General features: G+C 70.4%; 14 protein-coding genes and 1 pseudogene. 8 read left to right on the top strand and 7 right to left on the bottom strand.

Going from position 1 to position 16,044, the window contains the following annotated elements; genetic code table 11:
• Window positions 1-23 precede the first annotated feature (23 nt).
• Both ABT352_RS17990 and ABT352_RS17985 read right to left on the bottom strand, forming a co-directional pair.
• A complete protein-coding gene (locus ABT352_RS17990) occupies window positions 24-389 on the bottom strand; it encodes a VOC family protein (protein ID WP_350945958.1) in 366 nt (121 codons plus the stop codon).
• A gap of 164 nt (window positions 390-553) precedes the next feature.
• On the bottom strand, window positions 554-871 hold the full coding sequence (locus ABT352_RS17985) for a hypothetical protein (protein ID WP_350945957.1): 318 nt from the start codon (window positions 869-871) through the stop codon (window positions 554-556).
• A gap of 167 nt (window positions 872-1,038) precedes the next feature.
• Here ABT352_RS17985 and ABT352_RS17980 point away from each other — a divergent pair, with 167 nt between their 5' ends.
• Window positions 1,039-1,533: a beta-class carbonic anhydrase gene (locus tag ABT352_RS17980; RefSeq protein WP_350945956.1), complete on the top strand. Its 495-nt coding sequence runs from the start codon at window positions 1,039-1,041 to the stop codon at window positions 1,531-1,533.
• A gap of 268 nt (window positions 1,534-1,801) precedes the next feature.
• On the opposite strand, the gene ABT352_RS17975 is transcribed toward ABT352_RS17980, so the two are convergent.
• On the bottom strand, window positions 1,802-3,874 hold the full coding sequence (locus ABT352_RS17975) for a DNA gyrase/topoisomerase IV subunit B (protein ID WP_350945955.1): 2,073 nt from the start codon (window positions 3,872-3,874) through the stop codon (window positions 1,802-1,804).
• 240 nt (window positions 3,875-4,114) lie between these two features.
• Between ABT352_RS17975 and ABT352_RS17970 the strand changes: the two genes are divergently transcribed.
• The gene (locus ABT352_RS17970) at window positions 4,115-4,345 is read left to right on the top strand and encodes a DUF7455 domain-containing protein (protein WP_350945954.1); all 231 of its coding nucleotides are present in this window, start codon (window positions 4,115-4,117) and stop codon (window positions 4,343-4,345) included.
• A gap of 17 nt (window positions 4,346-4,362) precedes the next feature.
• Here the strand turns inward: ABT352_RS17970 and ABT352_RS17965 are convergent, their stop codons facing one another.
• Window positions 4,363-5,073, bottom strand: a complete 711-nt coding sequence (locus ABT352_RS17965) for a GNAT family N-acetyltransferase (RefSeq protein ID WP_350945953.1) — start codon at window positions 5,071-5,073, stop codon at window positions 4,363-4,365.
• A 46-nt stretch (window positions 5,074-5,119) separates the two neighbouring features.
• Here ABT352_RS17965 and ABT352_RS17960 point away from each other — a divergent pair, with 46 nt between their 5' ends.
• Window positions 5,120-5,860, top strand: coding sequence for a YaaA family protein (locus ABT352_RS17960; RefSeq protein WP_350945952.1), 741 nt, complete (start codon window positions 5,120-5,122; stop codon window positions 5,858-5,860).
• Window positions 5,861-5,996: 136 nt separating this feature from the next.
• Here the strand turns inward: ABT352_RS17960 and ABT352_RS17955 are convergent, their stop codons facing one another.
• The 3 genes and pseudogenes from ABT352_RS17955 to ABT352_RS17945 form a co-directional block, all read right to left on the bottom strand.
• Entirely contained in the window at window positions 5,997-6,917 is a 921-nt protein-coding gene (locus ABT352_RS17955) for a hypothetical protein (protein WP_350945951.1), read from the bottom strand.
• A gap of 155 nt (window positions 6,918-7,072) precedes the next feature.
• Window positions 7,073-8,671: an RNA polymerase sigma factor gene (locus tag ABT352_RS17950; protein WP_389983862.1), complete on the bottom strand. Its 1,599-nt coding sequence runs from the start codon at window positions 8,669-8,671 to the stop codon at window positions 7,073-7,075.
• Window positions 8,672-8,981: 310 nt separating this feature from the next.
• Window positions 8,982-11,076 (bottom strand): annotated as a pseudogene (locus ABT352_RS17945) (SpoIIE family protein phosphatase).
• A gap of 545 nt (window positions 11,077-11,621) precedes the next feature.
• On the opposite strand from ABT352_RS17945, the gene ABT352_RS17940 reads away from it, so the two are divergent.
• From ABT352_RS17940 to ABT352_RS17920, 5 genes are all read left to right on the top strand, one after another.
• Window positions 11,622-11,915: a hypothetical protein gene (locus ABT352_RS17940; protein ID WP_350945949.1), complete on the top strand. Its 294-nt coding sequence runs from the start codon at window positions 11,622-11,624 to the stop codon at window positions 11,913-11,915.
• Window positions 11,916-12,118: 203 nt separating this feature from the next.
• Entirely contained in the window at window positions 12,119-13,630 is a 1,512-nt protein-coding gene (locus tag ABT352_RS17935; RefSeq protein WP_350946110.1) for a hypothetical protein, read from the top strand.
• A gap of 7 nt (window positions 13,631-13,637) precedes the next feature.
• Entirely contained in the window at window positions 13,638-14,393 is a 756-nt protein-coding gene (locus ABT352_RS17930; protein WP_350945948.1) for a LamB/YcsF family protein, read from the top strand.
• Entirely contained in the window at window positions 14,390-15,016 is a 627-nt protein-coding gene (locus ABT352_RS17925) for a 5-oxoprolinase subunit B family protein (RefSeq protein ID WP_350945947.1), read from the top strand. The genes ABT352_RS17930 and ABT352_RS17925 overlap by 4 nt, the downstream gene beginning before the upstream one ends.
• A complete protein-coding gene (locus ABT352_RS17920) occupies window positions 15,013-16,008 on the top strand; it encodes a 5-oxoprolinase subunit C family protein (RefSeq protein WP_350945946.1) in 996 nt (331 codons plus the stop codon). The genes ABT352_RS17925 and ABT352_RS17920 overlap by 4 nt, the downstream gene beginning before the upstream one ends.
• The last annotated feature ends 36 nt before the right edge of the window (window positions 16,009-16,044 follow it).

Genomic DNA, 16,044 nt, shown 5'->3' with positions numbered 1-16,044 from the left:
GGCCCTGAGATCGCTCAGGACGGTCAGTCGACGCACAGGCAGAACGGGTGCCCGGCGGGGTCGAGAAAGACCCGGAAACCCTCGTCCTCGCCCGGCTGGTAGGGGTGTTTGGACGCGCCGAGCGCCAGCACCCCCTTTTCCGCCTCGTCGAAGTCCTCGACCGTCACATCGATGTGAAACTGCTGGGGCCGTTCTGCGGTGGGCCACTCCGGTGGCCGATAGTCGGGGACCCGCTGGAAGCAGAGCCGTCCCGGCCCGTCCCCGGTGACCACCACCCAGTCGTCCTCGACCCCGGTGACCTTCCAGCCCAGAAGGGCACTGTAGAAGTCGGCCAGCCGCCTGGGATCTGGACAGTCGAGAACGATCGACCTCAGCCGCGCGATTCCCATGATTCCTCCCGATCTTGACACCGGTGAAGACCTTATGGCGGTCTCATCGGAGGCTTCAAGTGCGTTTCGTGCCGACCTGGCCCGAGGGGCGGGACGCCGGCCCGGCGTCCCGCCCCTCGGGCCCGTTCCGTCTTTCCTCCACAGGCGGACCGAAACCCGGCACCTCAGATGAGCGCTCCCTGGAGCGCGAACCGGATCGCCATCAGCAACTGCCAGGGTTCACCGGACTCCCAGAAGCGGACGACCTTGGCCACCCGATCCGTCGGCTCGAACTCACCGGTCCCCTCCGGGCCGAAACACCCCGCCTCCACCAGGACGGCCACGAACGGGTCGTCGTCCTTCAGTGATCGGGCGTAAACCGCCGCGTCGAGCAGGGACAACGCCGAGCGCGCGTTGCGCCCCCCGTCCCTCGCCTCGACCCGGTCCAGCTTTCGCCTGCCCTGGTCACGAAGATAGTCGGCCAGGGATTCGATCCTGCTCATTCGCCCTCCCCACACATCCGGACTTCGGGTGACGACATCATGACCGAGTGTGAGCGACAGTGGTGGGATCTTGGTGAAGTCCTCACCCGGTGCGGCCCCGGCAACGCTCAGGAAACGGGCATGAAGCATCATTAGTCCGTTGACTGCGCCGACCGAGGGGTGCGTACGTGAGTGCTTTTGACGACCTGCTGACCGCCAACGAGGAGTTCTCCGCCGCCTTTACCGACACCGAGCTGACCGGTAGGGCCGCCCGCGGTCTCGCCGTGGTCACCTGCATGGACTCGCGGATCGATCCGCTGGGGCTCTTCGGCCTGAAGCCGGGGGACGCCAAGATCCTCCGCAACGCCGGGGCGAGGGTGACCGACGACGTCCTGCGCACGCTCGTCCTGGCGGTCAACCTGCTGGGGGTGGAGCGGGTGCTGGTCATGCCGCACACCGACTGCGGCATGACCAAGGTCACCGACGACGAGGTGCACGCGATCGCCGCCCGGCGCGGCGTCGACACCCGCAGCCTGGACTTCCACACCGTCCCCGACCAGGACGCGGCGCTCCGCCATGATCTCGTACGGATCAGGACGAGTCCGTTCCTGCCCGTGGGGATGCCGGTCGGCGGAGCCGTCTACGACGTGCGCACCGGCAAGTTGATGCCGGTCGACATCTGAGGGCCGGGGTCAGGCCCTCCTGATCCGGCCCCGGCGCGGGAAGCCGTCGCCGGCCCGGATCGACGCGTCGGCATCAGGCCCCGGCACGGGAACCGGCCGGGGCCTGATGCCGGTTTCGCGATTCCGCCCCGTCCGCGGCCTCTCGAAGACCCGGGGCACGATCGGCCTACCGCCGGCGCGTCCTGCCGACGGGGGACCGATCACCCGACCGGTGTGGATCCGGGCCCCCGCCCGGACATTCCCCCTGAAAATCACCCCTCGGCGATGATCACGCGTCGATGTGGTCGCGGTCGATCTCGGCCGCGCTGCTCACGATGAACTCCCGGCGCGGTGCCACGTCGCTGCCCATCAGGAGGGCGAAGATGCGCTCGGCCTCCTCGATGTCCTCGATGCGGACCCGGCGCAGGGTGCGGTGGCGGGGCTCCATCGTCGTCTCGGCCAGCTGGTCGGCGTCCATCTCACCCAGGCCCTTGTAGCGCTGGACCGGGTCCTTCCAGCGCTTGCCCCGGCGCTCCAGGTCGCGCAGCACCCGGTGCAACTCGGCGTCGGAGTAGCAGTAGACGTACTTGCCGTGACCGCGCGTGGGGTTGATGACCTCGATGCGATGCAACGGCGGCACGGCGGCGAAGACGCGCCCGGCCTCGACCATCGGCTTCATGTAGCGGTGGAACAGCGTCAGCAGGAGGCAGCGGATGTGCGCCCCGTCGACGTCGGCGTCGGCCATCAGGATGACCTTGCCGTAGCGGGCGGCCTCGATGTCGAAGGATCGGCCGGAACCCGCGCCGATGACCTGGATGATCGCTGCGCACTCGGCGTTCTTGAGCATGTCGGCGACGGACGCCTTCTGCACGTTCAAGATCTTGCCCCGGATCGGCAGCAGCGCCTGGAACTCCGAGTTTCTGGCCGCGCGGGCGGTGCCCAGCGCCGAGTCGCCCTCGACGATGAACAGCTCGCTGCGGTCGACCTCGTCACTGCGGCAGTCGACCAGCTTGGCGGGGAGCGCCGAGTTCTCCAGGGCGGTCTTGCGGCGCTGGTTGTCGCGGTGCTCCCGAGCGGCGATGCGGGCCTTGGCCGCCGCGACGATCTTCTCCAGGACCGCGCGGAGCTGCGCCTTGGCGTTGCGCGGCGGGTTGGCGAGCAGTTCCTTGAGCTCTCGTGAGACGACGTGGGCGACGATCCTGGAGGCCGCCGAGGTGCCCAGGACCTCCTTGGTCTGCCCCTCGAACTGCGGCTCGGGCACCCGGACGGTCACCACGGCGGTGAGCCCCTCCATGATGTCCTCGCGGGTCACGGGGGCGTCGCCGTTCTTGAGCAGGCGGGTCTCGCGCAGCTGCTCGTTCAGGGTGCGGACGAGAGCGCGCTCGAAGCCGTTGACGTGGGTGCCGCCCTTGGGGGTGGCGATCACGTTGACGAAGGAACGGACGGTGCTGTCGTAGCCCTTGCCCCAGCGCACCGCCACGTCGACGGTGAGCTCCCGCTGGACCTCGGTCGGGGTCATGTGCCCCAGGTCGTCGAGGACCGGGACGGTCTCGCGGAAGTGACCGGCGCCCTGCAGGCGCAGCACGTCGCAGACGGCCTCGTCGCGGGCGAGGAACTCGGTGAACTCCGAGATGCCGCCGTCGAAGTGGAACTCCTCCTCGGCGACCTCCTCTCCGCGGCTGTCGCGCACGGCCAGGGTCAGGCCGGGGACCAGGAACGCGGTCTGGCGGAGGCGGACGTGGATCTCGTCGAGGGAGACCTCGGCCTCGGGGAGGAAGATCTGGTGGTCGACCCAGAAGCGCACGCGGGTGCCGGTGACCTTCTTCGCCACGCTGCCGCCGTCGCGCAGCCCGGACTTCTTCTTGAACTTGGCCTTGGGGCCGTCGCCGTCGAAGACGCCAGGGACGCCCCTGCGGAAGCTGATCTCGTGGATCCGGCCCTCGCGGTCGACCTCCACGTCCAGCCGCGAGGACAGGGCGTTGACGACGGAGGCACCGACGCCGTGCAGACCGCCCGAGGCGCCGTAGGAGCCGCCGCCGAACTTCCCGCCCGCGTGGAGCTTGGTGTAGACGAGCTCCACGCCCGCCAGGCCGCTCTTGGGCTCGATGTCGACCGGGATGCCCCGGCCGTTGTCGCGGACCTCGATGGAGCCGTCGGGGTGAAGCTCGACCTCGATGCGATCGCAGTAACCGGCCAGGGCCTCGTCGACCCCGTTGTCCACGATCTCCCAGAGGCAGTGCATGAGACCGCGACTGTCGGTCGACCCGATATACATGCCTGGACGCTTGCGGACGGCTTCGAGACCCTCCAGCACCGACAGGTGGCGGGCCGTATAGCCCGTCTCCGCGCTAACTGCGGTCACGCCCACTCCCACTCTGTCGAACACGTGTGCGCAGCTTACCGTTCTTCCCACCGCGACGGGTACAAGCTTGCCATCCGGTGGGTTCGTACGTTACATCCGGTGTGATCATCGTTACTTTCGGACACTTTCCGCTCTGGGCGTAGCAGGGGGTCGGTTGGGAACGTTCGTATCGGGTTAGATGTTCTCTCAAGTGACTGACGCCAGATCCTCCACCTCAGGGGATGACCTGAAAGGCGATACGTGACTGGAACCCTCGCCCCCGCCAAGCAGCTCACAGCTGCTGACCGCTGTGACCGGTGCGGCGCCCAGGCTTACATCCGCGCGACCCTGCCCGTGGGCGGGGAGCTGCTGTTCTGCGCCCATCACGGGCGGCAGCACGTGGCCGTGCTGAGAGACAAGGGCGCCATCATCCAGGACGAGTCCGCTCGTCTCAGCGACACCCCGGCAACGGCAGGCAACGACGAACGATAACCAGACGAATGGAGCCATCATCGGACCCGATAGTGATATCGGGCCGCCACCGTGAAGCCCTGCCGCTCGTAGAGCGTCCTGGCAGCGGTGTTCGACTCCACGACGACTAAATATGCCCGCTGTGTGCCCTGCGCCCGCGCATGCGAGAGCAGGGCACGCAACACCCTCCGTCCATGGCCCCTGCGCCGCGCGTGCGGCATCACAGCCATGGAGTAGATCCCGAACCACTCCCCCTGGACCACACCCCGCCCGACGGCATCTCCGCCGAGCGAGGCGTATACCGCGGGCACGCCGGTGAGGATTCGCGCGGCCGTCGGCAGACCGTCGCCACCGAACCTCCCGTCCACGCTCCACCAGGCGTCCAACCACGCCTGTGAGGGCATCTCAGCGAGCTCGACCCCCTCTTCGGACCCTCCCCCGGGCCCGAGGCGCGCCGTCATGACCAGTGTGGGATCCACCACCCCGTAGCCGCGCGCCTCCAGCGACGCGTCCAGACCCGGCGTGGCCCCGCCTCCCACGGAGAAGACGCAGGGCAGCCCTCGGTCGGCATAGAACTTCTCGGCCCCCTCGATGGCCGCCTCCAGGTCCCCGGGCTCGCCCAGCGGCAGCACGGAGTTGGCCCGCTTGGTCACCCCGTTCGCGGCGCGCAGCGTCCAGCACCCGGCCTCCACCCGTTGGAGCGCCGGCCATGCCTGGTCGACCAGCCGGTCGAAGGCCTCATCGATCATGCTGAAGGATCCTAACTCCCCGATCGCCCCACTACGCTCGGCGACTGTGCTGATTCTGCTGCCTCCATCCGAGGGAAAGGCCGCGCGGGGCGACGGCCCCGCCCTCGACCTGTCCCGGTTGAGTTTTCCCGCCCTCGGCCCGCCCAGGGAACTCGTCCTGGAAGCGCTCATCGCGCTGTGCCGGGGACCGGCCGCGCGGGATGTGCTCGGCCTGTCGCCGGGACAGGCCGGTGAGGTCGGCGGAAACCTGCTTCTGCGGACCGCGCCGGCACTGGCCGCGGCCGACCTGTACACCGGCGTGCTCTACGACAACCTCGGCCTGGCCTCGCTCTCCCCTCAGGCGGCGGCGCGGGCCTCGGAGAGCCTGCTGATCTTCTCCGGCCTCTGGGGCCTGCTGCGGGTCGGCGACCGCGTGCCGCCCTACCGGCTGTCGATGGGGGTGCGGCTGCCGCCGCTCGGCGGCCTGGGCGCCTTCTGGCGCCGGTCGGTCACCCCCCTGCTCGACACCGAACCCGGCCTCGTCGTGGACCTGCGCTCCAGCACGTACGCGGCCGCGTGGCGGCCAGGCGGCCGGGCGGTGGCGGTACGGGTGCTCAGGGACGGGAAGGTGGTCAGCCACATGGCCAAGGCCACCCGCGGCATGATCGCCCGCTCCCTGCTGGAAAGCGGAGCCGATCCGGAGAGCCCCGAGGAGCTCGTCAAGGTTCTGGATCACCTCGGCCACTCCGTCGTCCTCCACGCCCCGCCCACGGGGAACCGTTCGTGGACACTCGACATCGTGACATGACGCGCCGCGGGCTCCTTTCCCCGGGCCGTGACGAGGACGTGGCGGGCGGGCACCCCGCGCGGGAGGGCACCGGGACGACCAGCCGGTGATCGAGCCGGTGGACGGGCGGGAGCCCCGCGCGGGAGGGGCCCCGGGTTCACGCCGCGACGAGGTGCAGCCGCCCGCAGGCCCGCTGAAACTGCTGGGCGGGATCTCCGAGATAGGACCAGGGCAGTGTGCTCCCCCTGCCTTTCGTCCGCATCAGGTGCCCGCGCGCGGGCCGCCGAAGGTCTGCCAGATAGAAGGCGGCCCCGAACAGGTTGTGCGCCTCGATCGATCGGGGATGGCTGTCATTTCCCAGCCAGCGCCCCGAATGCGAGACGACCTCCCGCAGCGCCCCGTCGGAGAACCAGCCGCCGCGCGACATCGGCGACCGCCCCGCGGCCACCTGCTCGAAGTGGGCCAGCGGCACCAGGGACGCCATCGGATCCCCGTCGGGTGCCCGCGAGACGGCCTGCCTGGCGAACTCCAGCATCTCCTGGGCACTGCCGCCCCAGGCGGGGGACAACGTCATGAGCCGGGCCACGTGGGCCGGGAACAGCGTCGGATAACGCCGAACGGCCTCGTACCAGACCGCGTCCTTCTCCTGACGCGGCCGGTCGAGACCGAGATAGAGCCAAATGATCGATTCCCAGGGCACCGGATCGGACGGCGCGAGCGAGACCGCGGCGAAAAGCGGCATCCTGGCCGACTCCATCGCTCCCTGGAACGCCTGTGTGCGCTGCGCCTGCACGGCCCGCGCCTTGACATCCGGCTTGATCGTCCAGGCTTCCTCGATGCGGGTGCGCCCGAGCCAGAGCCAGAGGTCGGGGTTGGCCCGGTCACGGGCCGCCAACGCCTCTATGGCACGGCTGTGACCGACGGCCGCCTTGGCCAGCGCCTCGATCCTCAGCGCACGGCCCTCCGGATCGCCGCGGGCCGCGCCGATCGCGACCGTACCGGCTTCGAAGATCTTCCGGCGCACCGCGACGACCGCCTCATCGAGCATCGCGTCCGCCCACGGACGATCGACGATCAACCGCAGTCCTCGTGCGCGAACTCTGTCGACTTCGGCCACACCCATGAGGCGGCAGCCTAGGAGGCTGCTTCACATGACGTGCTACCGATCTGTTACGCCCTCGTTAACGACAGGAGGGGCCGCACCATATGGCGCGGCCCCCCTGTCAGGAAGTCTCAGTCGAGGTAGTCGCGCAGGACCTGGGACCGGGACGGGTGGCGGAGCTTGGACATCGTCTTGGACTCGATCTGCCGGATGCGCTCGCGCGTCACCCCGTAGACCTTGCCGATCTCGTCCAGCGTCTTCGGCTGACCGTCGGTCAGGCCGAAGCGCATCGAGACCACGCCCGCCTCGCGCTCGGACAGCGTGTCCAGAACGGAGTGGAGCTGCTCCTGCAGAAGCGTGAAACTGACCGCGTCCGCAGGAACGATGGCCTCGGAGTCCTCGATGAGGTCACCGAACTCGCTGTCTCCCTCCTCACCCAGCGGGGTGTGCAGGGAGATCGGCTCGCGACCGTACTTCTGGACCTCGACGACCTTCTCGGGGGTCATGTCGAGCTCGCGGGCCAGTTCCTCCGGGGTGGGCTCGCGCCCGAGGTCCTGGAGCATCTGCCGCTGGACACGGGCCAGCTTGTTGATCACTTCGACCATGTGGACCGGGATGCGGATGGTCCGCGCCTGGTCGGCCATGGCTCGGGTGATCGCCTGCCGGATCCACCACGTGGCGTAGGTGGAGAACTTGTAGCCCTTGGTGTAGTCGAACTTCTCGACCGCGCGGATCAGGCCCAGGTTGCCCTCCTGGATCAGGTCCAGGAAGAGCATTCCGCGTCCCGTGTAGCGCTTGGCCAGCGAGACCACGAGGCGGAGGTTCGCCTCCAGCAGGTGGTTCTTGGCCCGGCGGCCGTCCTCGGCGATCCACTCCAGCTCGGCGCGGACGTCGACCGGGAGCTTCTCGCCGTCGCTGCCGAGCTGCTCCTCGGCGAACAGACCGGCCTCGATGCGCTTGGCGAGCTCGACCTCCTGCTCGGCGTTGAGCAGGGGGACCTTACCGATCTGCTTGAGGTAGTCCTTGACCGGGTCGGCGGTGGCACCGGCGGCGGCGACCTGAGGCACCGGGGCGTCATCGTCGTCGTCGGTGAGGATGAGGACCTCGTCCTCGTTCACCTCGACGACCTCGACCTTGGGCTCCTCCTCGGTCTCGGCCTCGGCTTCCACCTCGACTTCGACCTCGACCTCGACCTCGGCCACGGCCTCCAGGTCGAAGTCCTCGATCTCGACGTCCTCGAGGTCGATGACCTCGTCGTCGTCACCGGTGACCGGCTTCGGCGCGGACGCTGGAGCCGGGACCGCGGCTGCGGGACCGGCCTTCTTCGGCGGCGGGGCGGGAACCGGCTTCTTGGCGGCCGGGGCGACCTTCTTGGCCGGAGCCGTCTTGGCCGAAGCCGCCTTCACCGGGGCCGCCGGCTTCTTGGCCGCGGCCGCGGCGGGCTCGGAGCCGCTGACGACCGCGGTGACGGTCTCCGGCTGCTCCTTGGCCGCCGCCGCGGTCTTGGTCTTCTTGACGGCGGCGGGCGTGGCCGGGGCGGTGCGGCGTTTGGCGGGAGTGCGGGGCTTCTTGGGAGCCGCGGAGTCCTCGGCGGTCAGCCGTACTGTGATGCCCTCTTTGCTAAGGCTTCGCAGGATTCCAGCGACCTGCGCCATCGGAATGTCCGCTTCCTCGACGGCCTTGCGGACATCCTCGGACTCGAGGAACCCCTGCGAGCGCCCCCGCTCCATCAGCTGCTGAATGACGGGCTCGTTCAGCTCGGATGGCTTCGAGCGAGTCGAACTTGCAGGCGACACGAACACCTCTCGAAGGAAAGCGTGACGAGAATGGACCCAGATGCCCAACCAGGGGCAGTTATGCCTCTAGTTGTGATTAGCGAGGCCGCGCTAACCGCGACGCACCTGTCCAGCATTGTGGCATGACACCGTGATCCATACGGCCGCCTCCTGGCGGTTGCCCTCCACCCTAGGCCGACCAAGAGAGTAGTGCGTACGGAAGCGAGGCACCGATACCCGAAAGCAACCGTTATGACTGTTTCATTCAGTCACTCTTCGTGGCGAGGGGAACGTGGATCGCGAGCACCGTGACGTCGTCATCCTGCTCATATCCGGACAGCATGCGATCGACAAGAAAATCTAGCAACATGTGCGGGCTTCCCACCACTTCGGCGGGCGCTTCGTTCACAACAGAACAAAGATCGGCAAGTCCGGCATCGAGGCCACGCTTGCGATTCTCCACCAGACCGTCCGAATACAGGACAGCGGTGTGGCCCGGCGGGACACAGAACCTGAACTGCCGGCGGCTCGTGGGCCAGCCCAGCGGGGTGCCCGGCTCGCCGTCGCACAGCAGCGGCACGCCCTGCGGGGAGACCAGCAGCGGAGGCGGGTGACCGGCGAGCGCGAGCGTGCCCTCCCCGGTGCCCGGCTCGACGACCATGTAGGCGAGAGTCGTGACCTGCTCCTCCTCCTCGGTGGCCTCGAAGACCCTGTCGAGCCCTGTGAGCACCGCGGCGGGCGGCGGGTTGGTCAGCGCCAGGGCCCGCATGGCGTTGCGGATGCGCCCCATTCCCGCCGCGGCCTTGACGCCCTTGCCCATGACGTCGCCGACCACCGCCGCGACTCGGCCGTCCTGGAGGACGAACGCGTCGTACCAGTCGCCGCCGACCTGCACGTGGCGGCTTCCCGAGCGGAACCGCTGGGCGAGGACCAGGCCCCGGACCACCGGCAGACGGTCGGGCAGCAGGCTGCGCTGGAGCGTCTCCGCCGTGCGGTGCTCGCGCTCGAACAGGGTGGCCCGCTCGACGGCGAGGGCGCACTGACCCGCGAGCGCCTCCAGGAACACCCCGTCCTCCTGGGAGATCTTCTGCGGGCGGGTGAAGGAGAACCTCAGCGCGCCGAGCGCCCGCCCTGCGGCCAGCAGCGGCAGGCCCACCCAGGCCCGCTCGTCGCTGTGGTCGATGAACCCGGTGATCTCCTCGCTGTCGCCACCCGCGTCGACCAGCTGGGCCCTCAGGCTCTCCGGCGACTCGGCGAAGACCGGGCGCCGGCTGTTGACCGCCATGGTCATCACGCTGGAGTGCGAAAGCGGGATCTCCTCGCCGGGCGCGCCGGGGACGTCGGGGATGCCTCCGCTGTTGACCAGCTTCAGCGCGGCCCGGTCGACATCGAGCAGCGCCACGGCCGAGCGGTCGGCCGCCAGGGCCGTACGACCCACGTCGATGATCACCTGGACCACCTGCTCGACGGTGAGCGCCTCGGCGAGTATCGCCGTGGCGCCCTGCAGGCGCGCGGTCCGCAGAGCCGCGGCGCCGAGCTGGTCGGTCAGGCGGCCGCGCATCTCCTCGGCCTCGCGCTGCGGGGTGACGTCGGTGTTGGCGCCCACCCACTCGACGACCCGGTTGTGCCGAATGATCGGGACGGCGCGCACCTCGAAGTGCCGGTAGCCGCTGGCCCGGGTGCGGACCCGGTAACTCCACTCGAACATGGTCCGGCCGCGCAACGCCTCACGCCACGCCTCCTCGGTGTGCGGGCGGTCGTCGGGGTGGACGGCCTCCAGCCAGCCGTGGGCGAGGTATTCATCGATCCTCTGACCGGTGATGGCCCGCCACTGCGGCGCGTCCTCCTCCACGACGCCGGTGGGCGCGGTGATCCACACGAGCTGGGACCTGGGCCTCGACCAGCGAGCGATAGCGCTCCTCGCTGCGCCTGAGCTTCTCCTCGACCTGTCTGCTGTCGGTGATGTCGACGCCGACCAGGCAGATCGCCTGGAGCGTGCCCTTGTCGTCGTGGATCGGGGAGAAGGTCAGCGACCAGTGGTGGGTCGCGCCGTCGGCGGTGCGCACCCGGATCCGCTGGTCGCCCTCGACCTCGGCCCCCGCCACGATGCCGCGGACCGAGCCCTGGATCAGGGCGGTCAGGTCGGCGGAGAGCAGATCACCGGGGAGGCGGCCGACCAGGCGCTCGGCGGGCAGGCCGACCACGTCGGCGAAGACCTCGTCGACACGCTCGAAACGGCCGTCGGGGTCGAAGAACGCGAAGGCGAACGGCGACTGCGACAGCAGGCCCTGCAGCAGGCCGGAGTCTGAGATGTCCACACCCGACTCCCGGGGACGGGGCACGGAGGTTTCGGCGCTCATGGTCGGCACCTCCGTCGCGTGCCAGGGTCTCCCACGAGGCACATCTCCAAACTTGCGAATTGGCGTAGCGCGGCTCCGGGGGACCGGATCCTGGAGTACATCATCGGCGATGGGCAGGTGTGGACGGAAGCCCCGCCCAGGATGCGGTCAGCGCACCCTGGGAACGCCGCCGCTCCGACGACCGGAACCCTCGCGCCGATGCGAGGGGGCTTCCACACGGGCGCCGACCGGGCGGCACCGCGTCTCCGAACGTTTGCGGCCAGGACCATAGCAGGATCGGGCCGGACCGTCCCGGCAACTGCCCACCTCATCTCCGTAGGGCTTGCAGGCGAGATCAGGCTACTGACTCGCCGTCAATTCGGCTCCCTGTTCGGTAACACTCGCTTACTCGACTGTTGCAGGATTCAGTCAAGACACGGGTTCAGCTTTCCATATCACGGCGCCAAGGGTTGACAGTCCCGAGATAAGTTGTGAAATGAAAACGCACGTCCTCGCCGACACATCCGGGGGATGCCCCCGGGAAACTCCGGAGGAATGCGACTTCCATGCCCGTTCTTGCCACCCGCCTCGGCGGGCCTTCCGTGACGACCCTCGCTGCGTCCCCGGCGTCCCCGGCGTCCTCTGTGCCCGAGGCGGCCCTCCACGAGCCGGTCTCCTCTCACCTGGCCGCCGAGTTCCCGACGATCTCCCTCGACACCGTCGACAGGTGCGTGGCCGAGGTCCGCGCCTGCGCCGAGCATCTCGGCATCGAGCCGACGGCCGAGATCGTCGAGCGCGTCGCCCGCGAGCATCTGCTCGCCCTTGTCAACTCCGCGCCGCCATCCCGCGGTCCCCGGTAACATCGGGAGCACCCGGCCGTCTTCTACGCACCGTTTGGCCCGGGAATGCGAGAAGGTTGGGACGTGAGCGAGGGAAGCGAGCGGGCCGATCGACGCGGCGGCGCCCGTGATGGGCTGAATCGCCCGACGGGGGAGGCTGCTTGAGCCGGCGACATCGTCGAGACCTCAGGGAGAGCCAGTCCCCCGAGGCGGTCTTCGCCGAGATGTTGCTCGCCGCTCGCGAGCTACTGGCCGTACGCAGCCCGCTGGACGCCGAGCTCATGGTCTCCGACATGATCGGAGCCTGGTGGGGGCGCCGGCTGCGCCGAGGGGACGCCGAGCAGGTTCTCGGCGAGGGCCTGGTCGACTACGCGGCCAAGGCGGGCTCGCCCGCCGCGCTCACCCTGCTGATCGCGCTCGCCTACCTCGGCACGGCCCGCCAGGCCGCCAAGGCCGAGGGCGCCGCGCTGGCGCTCATGGAGCGCGACGTGGCCAGGCCGCGCTGGGCCGACCGGCTGGGCGTGGTCAAGACGACCGGCTGCTTCGTCTCCCGCGACGCGTACGGCGACCAGGACACCGTGGTGTGCACCTTCGGCTACCGAGGCGCCGACAGCGTCGAGGAGCGGCACGCGCTGGTGGTGATCGTCGACTACAACATGCGCGGCATCGCCCGTGACGCCTGGGTCTCCTCGCACGTCGACAAGCTGCTGGAGCAGGCCAGGGCCGAAGCCGAGGGCAACCCGATGCTCAGGTTCGGGGAGATCGAACCTCAGCAGGCCAGGGCGCTGCTCGAATCGGCCATGAAGGCCACCGCCGAGTACGGCCAGCGCAGGACGACCGTACCGGTCAGCGACAGCTACAGCGCCTACCACGCCTTCGCCAGGTCCCGGATCAAGGCTCTGCCGCCAGGCAGGAAGCGGCCGGCCCCGCTGCACAGCGAGGCCCCCTACAGCCGCGACCGCCGGGCGATGCTGGCGGCCGAGTTCCTCTCCTCGGACGCGGCCGAGCACCTGTCCGACCCCTCGGCGGCCTCCCGGTGCGCCGACCACATCATCGACTACGGCTGCGACCAGGATTTCGGCCGCCCGCTCCGGGTGAGCCCGACCAAGTGCGAGACGTTCCTCCTCGACTGGCTGCCGCGCAAGGTGATGCTCAGCACCACCGAGCAGGAGGCGGTGCCGCACGTGCTGGGCGCGTGGGCGCGGTTCGCCGCCGGCAGGACCGGACTGCCCGACGAGGGGCTGCGGGCCACGCTCGACGCGATCTGGGAGGCGACGGGCAAGTTCGCGGAGTCCTACCGCGACCCGACGACCTTCGGGCTCGACCGCGACCTGCTCGACCGGCTGCTGCCGGACGGCGACCTGTCGGCGCTGGCCAGGCGGGTGTTCGCGTTCCCCTTCCTGCAGGGTACGCACGGTGAGATCAAGCTCAGCCTGCTCAACCCCGCCGACGACACCGACCGGCGGATCCTGCTGGGCATCGACCACGCGGGAGAGCTCGACCGGCGCGACTACGACGAGCACCTCGCCTGGCACGAGGAGATCGCCGCCAGGCTCTGGGAGGGCGATCCTCCGCAGCTGTGGGAGGCGGCGCAGCGGCTGCTCGACCTGGGTCACGACCGGCACGACGTGCTGCACGTGCTGATCGAGATCGCCGAGCGCATCGGGGACGACCCCGAGGAACTGGCCATCGCCCTCGATGACATCGCGGACATTCCCGACGAACCTCCGGTGTAGGTGAGCCATGGTGATCGATCTCAACGCCGATCTGGGTGAGAGCTTCGGGATCTGGAGGCTGGGCGACGACGAGGCCCTCCTCGACGTCGTGACCAGCGCCAACATCGCCTGCGGGTTTCACGCGGGCGACCCGTTGAACATCCGGCGCACGTGCGCGGCGGCGGTCGACCGCGGAGTGACGATCGGTGCCCAGGTCTCCTACCGGGACCTGGCCGGGTTCGGCCGCCGCGAGATGGACGTCGATCCCGAGGAGCTCTGCGCCGAGGTGCTCTACCAGCTGGGAGCGGTGGACGGCATCGCGAGGGCGATGGGCGGCCGGGTCTCCTACGTCAAACCGCACGGCGCGCTGTACAACCGGATCTGCCGCGATCCCGAGCAGGCCGGGGCCGTCGTGGCGGCGGTCGCCGACTACGACCGGGATCTGCCCCTGCTCACCCTGCCCGGCTCCGTGGTTCACGAGATCGCCGCCGGGGAGGGGGTCACCACCGTCGTCGAGGCCTTCGCCGACCGCGCGTACACCGGCACGGGAGCGCTGGTCTCCCGCCGCTCCCCCGGCGCGGTGCTGCACGACCCGGGCACGGTCGCGGACCGGGCCGTGCGGATGGCGACCGAGTGGGTGGTCGAGGCGGTGGACGGTTCGCGGGTGCCCGTCGAGGCGCGCTCGATCTGCGTGCACGGCGACACCCCCGGCGCCGTGCTGATGGCCCGTGCCGTGCGCGACGGCCTGGTGGAGGCGGGAGTGACGCTGAGGTCCTTCGCGTGAGCGTCCGGCGGGCCGGGGAGCACGCGCTGCTGGTGGAGACCGGCTCGCTGGAGATCTCCCACCGGCTGGACGCGCTGCTGCGGGCCGACCGGCCCCGAGGGGTGGTCGAGATCGTGCCCGGCCCCGTCACGGTCCTCGTCACCGCACCGGGGGCCGATCCCGCTCGCCTGCGGGACGAGCTCCTCCGCCTGCTCGCCGCGGTGGCCGCCGCGGACGCCGCGGTGGCCGCGGGCACGCAGGAGGTGACCCTCCCCGTCGTGTACGACGGCGCCGACCTCCACGAGGTCGCCGCGCTGAGCGGCCTCTCCCCGCAGGAGGTGGTCGAGCGGCACACCGGGCGGGAGCTGGTGGTGGGCTGGCTGGGCTTCGCCCCCGGTTTCGCCTACCTCACGGGGCTGGACCCGGCTCTGCACGTCCCCCGGCTGGACACCCCGCGGACCTCGGTGCCCGCCGGGGCGGTGGCCGTCGCCGGCCCCTACTCGGCGGTCTATCCCTCGGCCTCACCCGGTGGCTGGCGGCTGCTCGGCCGCTCGGCGACCGCGGTGTGGGACGTGGCCGCCGACCCGCCCGCCCTGCTCACGCCGGGGACGCGGGTGCGCTTCCTCGCGGTCGGCGAGTCATGATCGAGGTGATCGCGCCCGGCCCTTACGCCACCGTGCAGGACCTCGGCCGTCCGGGGTACGCCCACCTCGGGGTGCCCCGCTCGGGTGCGGCGGACGAGCCGAGCCTGCGACTGGCCAACCGCCTGGTCGGCAACCCGCAGAACGCCGCCGGGATCGAGCTGACCTTCGGCGGGGCCCGGCTTCGCTTCACCACCGGGGCCTGGACCGCCGTCGCCGGCGCCGCCTGCCCACTGGACCTCGTGCGACCGTACGAGACGGCGCCCGGCGGGACGGGCCCGGTCTCTCCGGGCGGAGCTCCTGCGTCCACGGGCCGATCCTCCCCCGCGGGGACGCCCACGAGCGGGATCTCCGCCGGCGAGGCCTCTCCGCAAGGGAGGATCCGGCGAGTGACGGTGCCGCAGGCGATGTGCGCGCCCTTCTGGGTTCCCCCGGGGGGCGAACTGCGCCTGGGGACGCCCAGGGCCGGTCTGCGCACCTACGTCGCCGTCCGGGGCGGCGTCGACGTTCCCATCACGATGGGAAGCCGGTCCGCCGACTCCCTGTCCGGGCTGGGGCCTCCCCCGCTGCGCACCGGGACGATACTGCCCGTGGGGCCGACCGGAGACCTGCCGCCGATCACCGTGGACGCGGCGCCCTCGCCGGAGCTCGGGAGGGGCGTCCTGCGGGTTCTTCCCGGTCCTCGCGACGACTGGTTCGTCCCCGGAGCCCTCGCCACCCTGTGCGCGGGGCCGTACGAGGTCAGCCAGGACAGCAACCGGGTGGGCGTGCGAATGCGCGGCGCCCACCTGGAACGAGCCAGGAGCGGGGAACTGCCGAGTGAGGGCATGGTGGCGGGGGCCGTCCAGGTGCCGCCCGGCGGCCAGCCGATCGTGTTCCTCGCCGACCACCCGCCGACCGGCGGCTACCCGGTCATCGCCGTCCTGACCTCGGCGAGCCTCGCCCGGGCCGCCCAGCTCCGCCCCGGCGACCGGGTACGATTCCGCCGCGACTGACCCGCCCACGGCGGTCCGGCCGGTCACAGGCCGCGG

Source organism: Streptosporangium sp. NPDC000563, from assembly GCF_040299985.1.
In the GTDB taxonomy this organism is placed as follows: Bacteria; Actinomycetota; Actinomycetes; order Streptosporangiales; family Streptosporangiaceae; genus Streptosporangium.
The sequence above is the reverse complement of the archived record's forward strand: the minus strand, read 5'-3'. Positions and strand labels throughout refer to the sequence as shown.

Coding starts and splice junctions, on each gene's coding strand:
- ABT352_RS17990 (WP_350945958.1), bottom strand. CDS start 389: ATGGGAATCGCGCGGCTGAGGTCGATCGTTCTCGACTGTCCAGATCCC.
- ABT352_RS17985 (WP_350945957.1), bottom strand. CDS start 871: ATGAGCAGGATCGAATCCCTGGCCGACTATCTTCGTGACCAGGGCAGG.
- ABT352_RS17965 (WP_350945953.1), bottom strand. CDS start 5,073: ATGATCGATGAGGCCTTCGACCGGCTGGTCGACCAGGCATGGCCGGCG.
- ABT352_RS17950 (WP_389983862.1), bottom strand. CDS start 8,671: ATGGAGCGGGGGCGCTCGCAGGGGTTCCTCGAGTCCGAGGATGTCCGC.
- ABT352_RS17940 (WP_350945949.1), top strand. CDS start 11,622: ATGCCCGTTCTTGCCACCCGCCTCGGCGGGCCTTCCGTGACGACCCTC.
- ABT352_RS17935 (WP_350946110.1), top strand. CDS start 12,119: ATGTTGCTCGCCGCTCGCGAGCTACTGGCCGTACGCAGCCCGCTGGAC.
- ABT352_RS17930 (WP_350945948.1), top strand. CDS start 13,638: ATGGTGATCGATCTCAACGCCGATCTGGGTGAGAGCTTCGGGATCTGG.
- ABT352_RS17920 (WP_350945946.1), top strand. CDS start 15,013: ATGATCGAGGTGATCGCGCCCGGCCCTTACGCCACCGTGCAGGACCTC.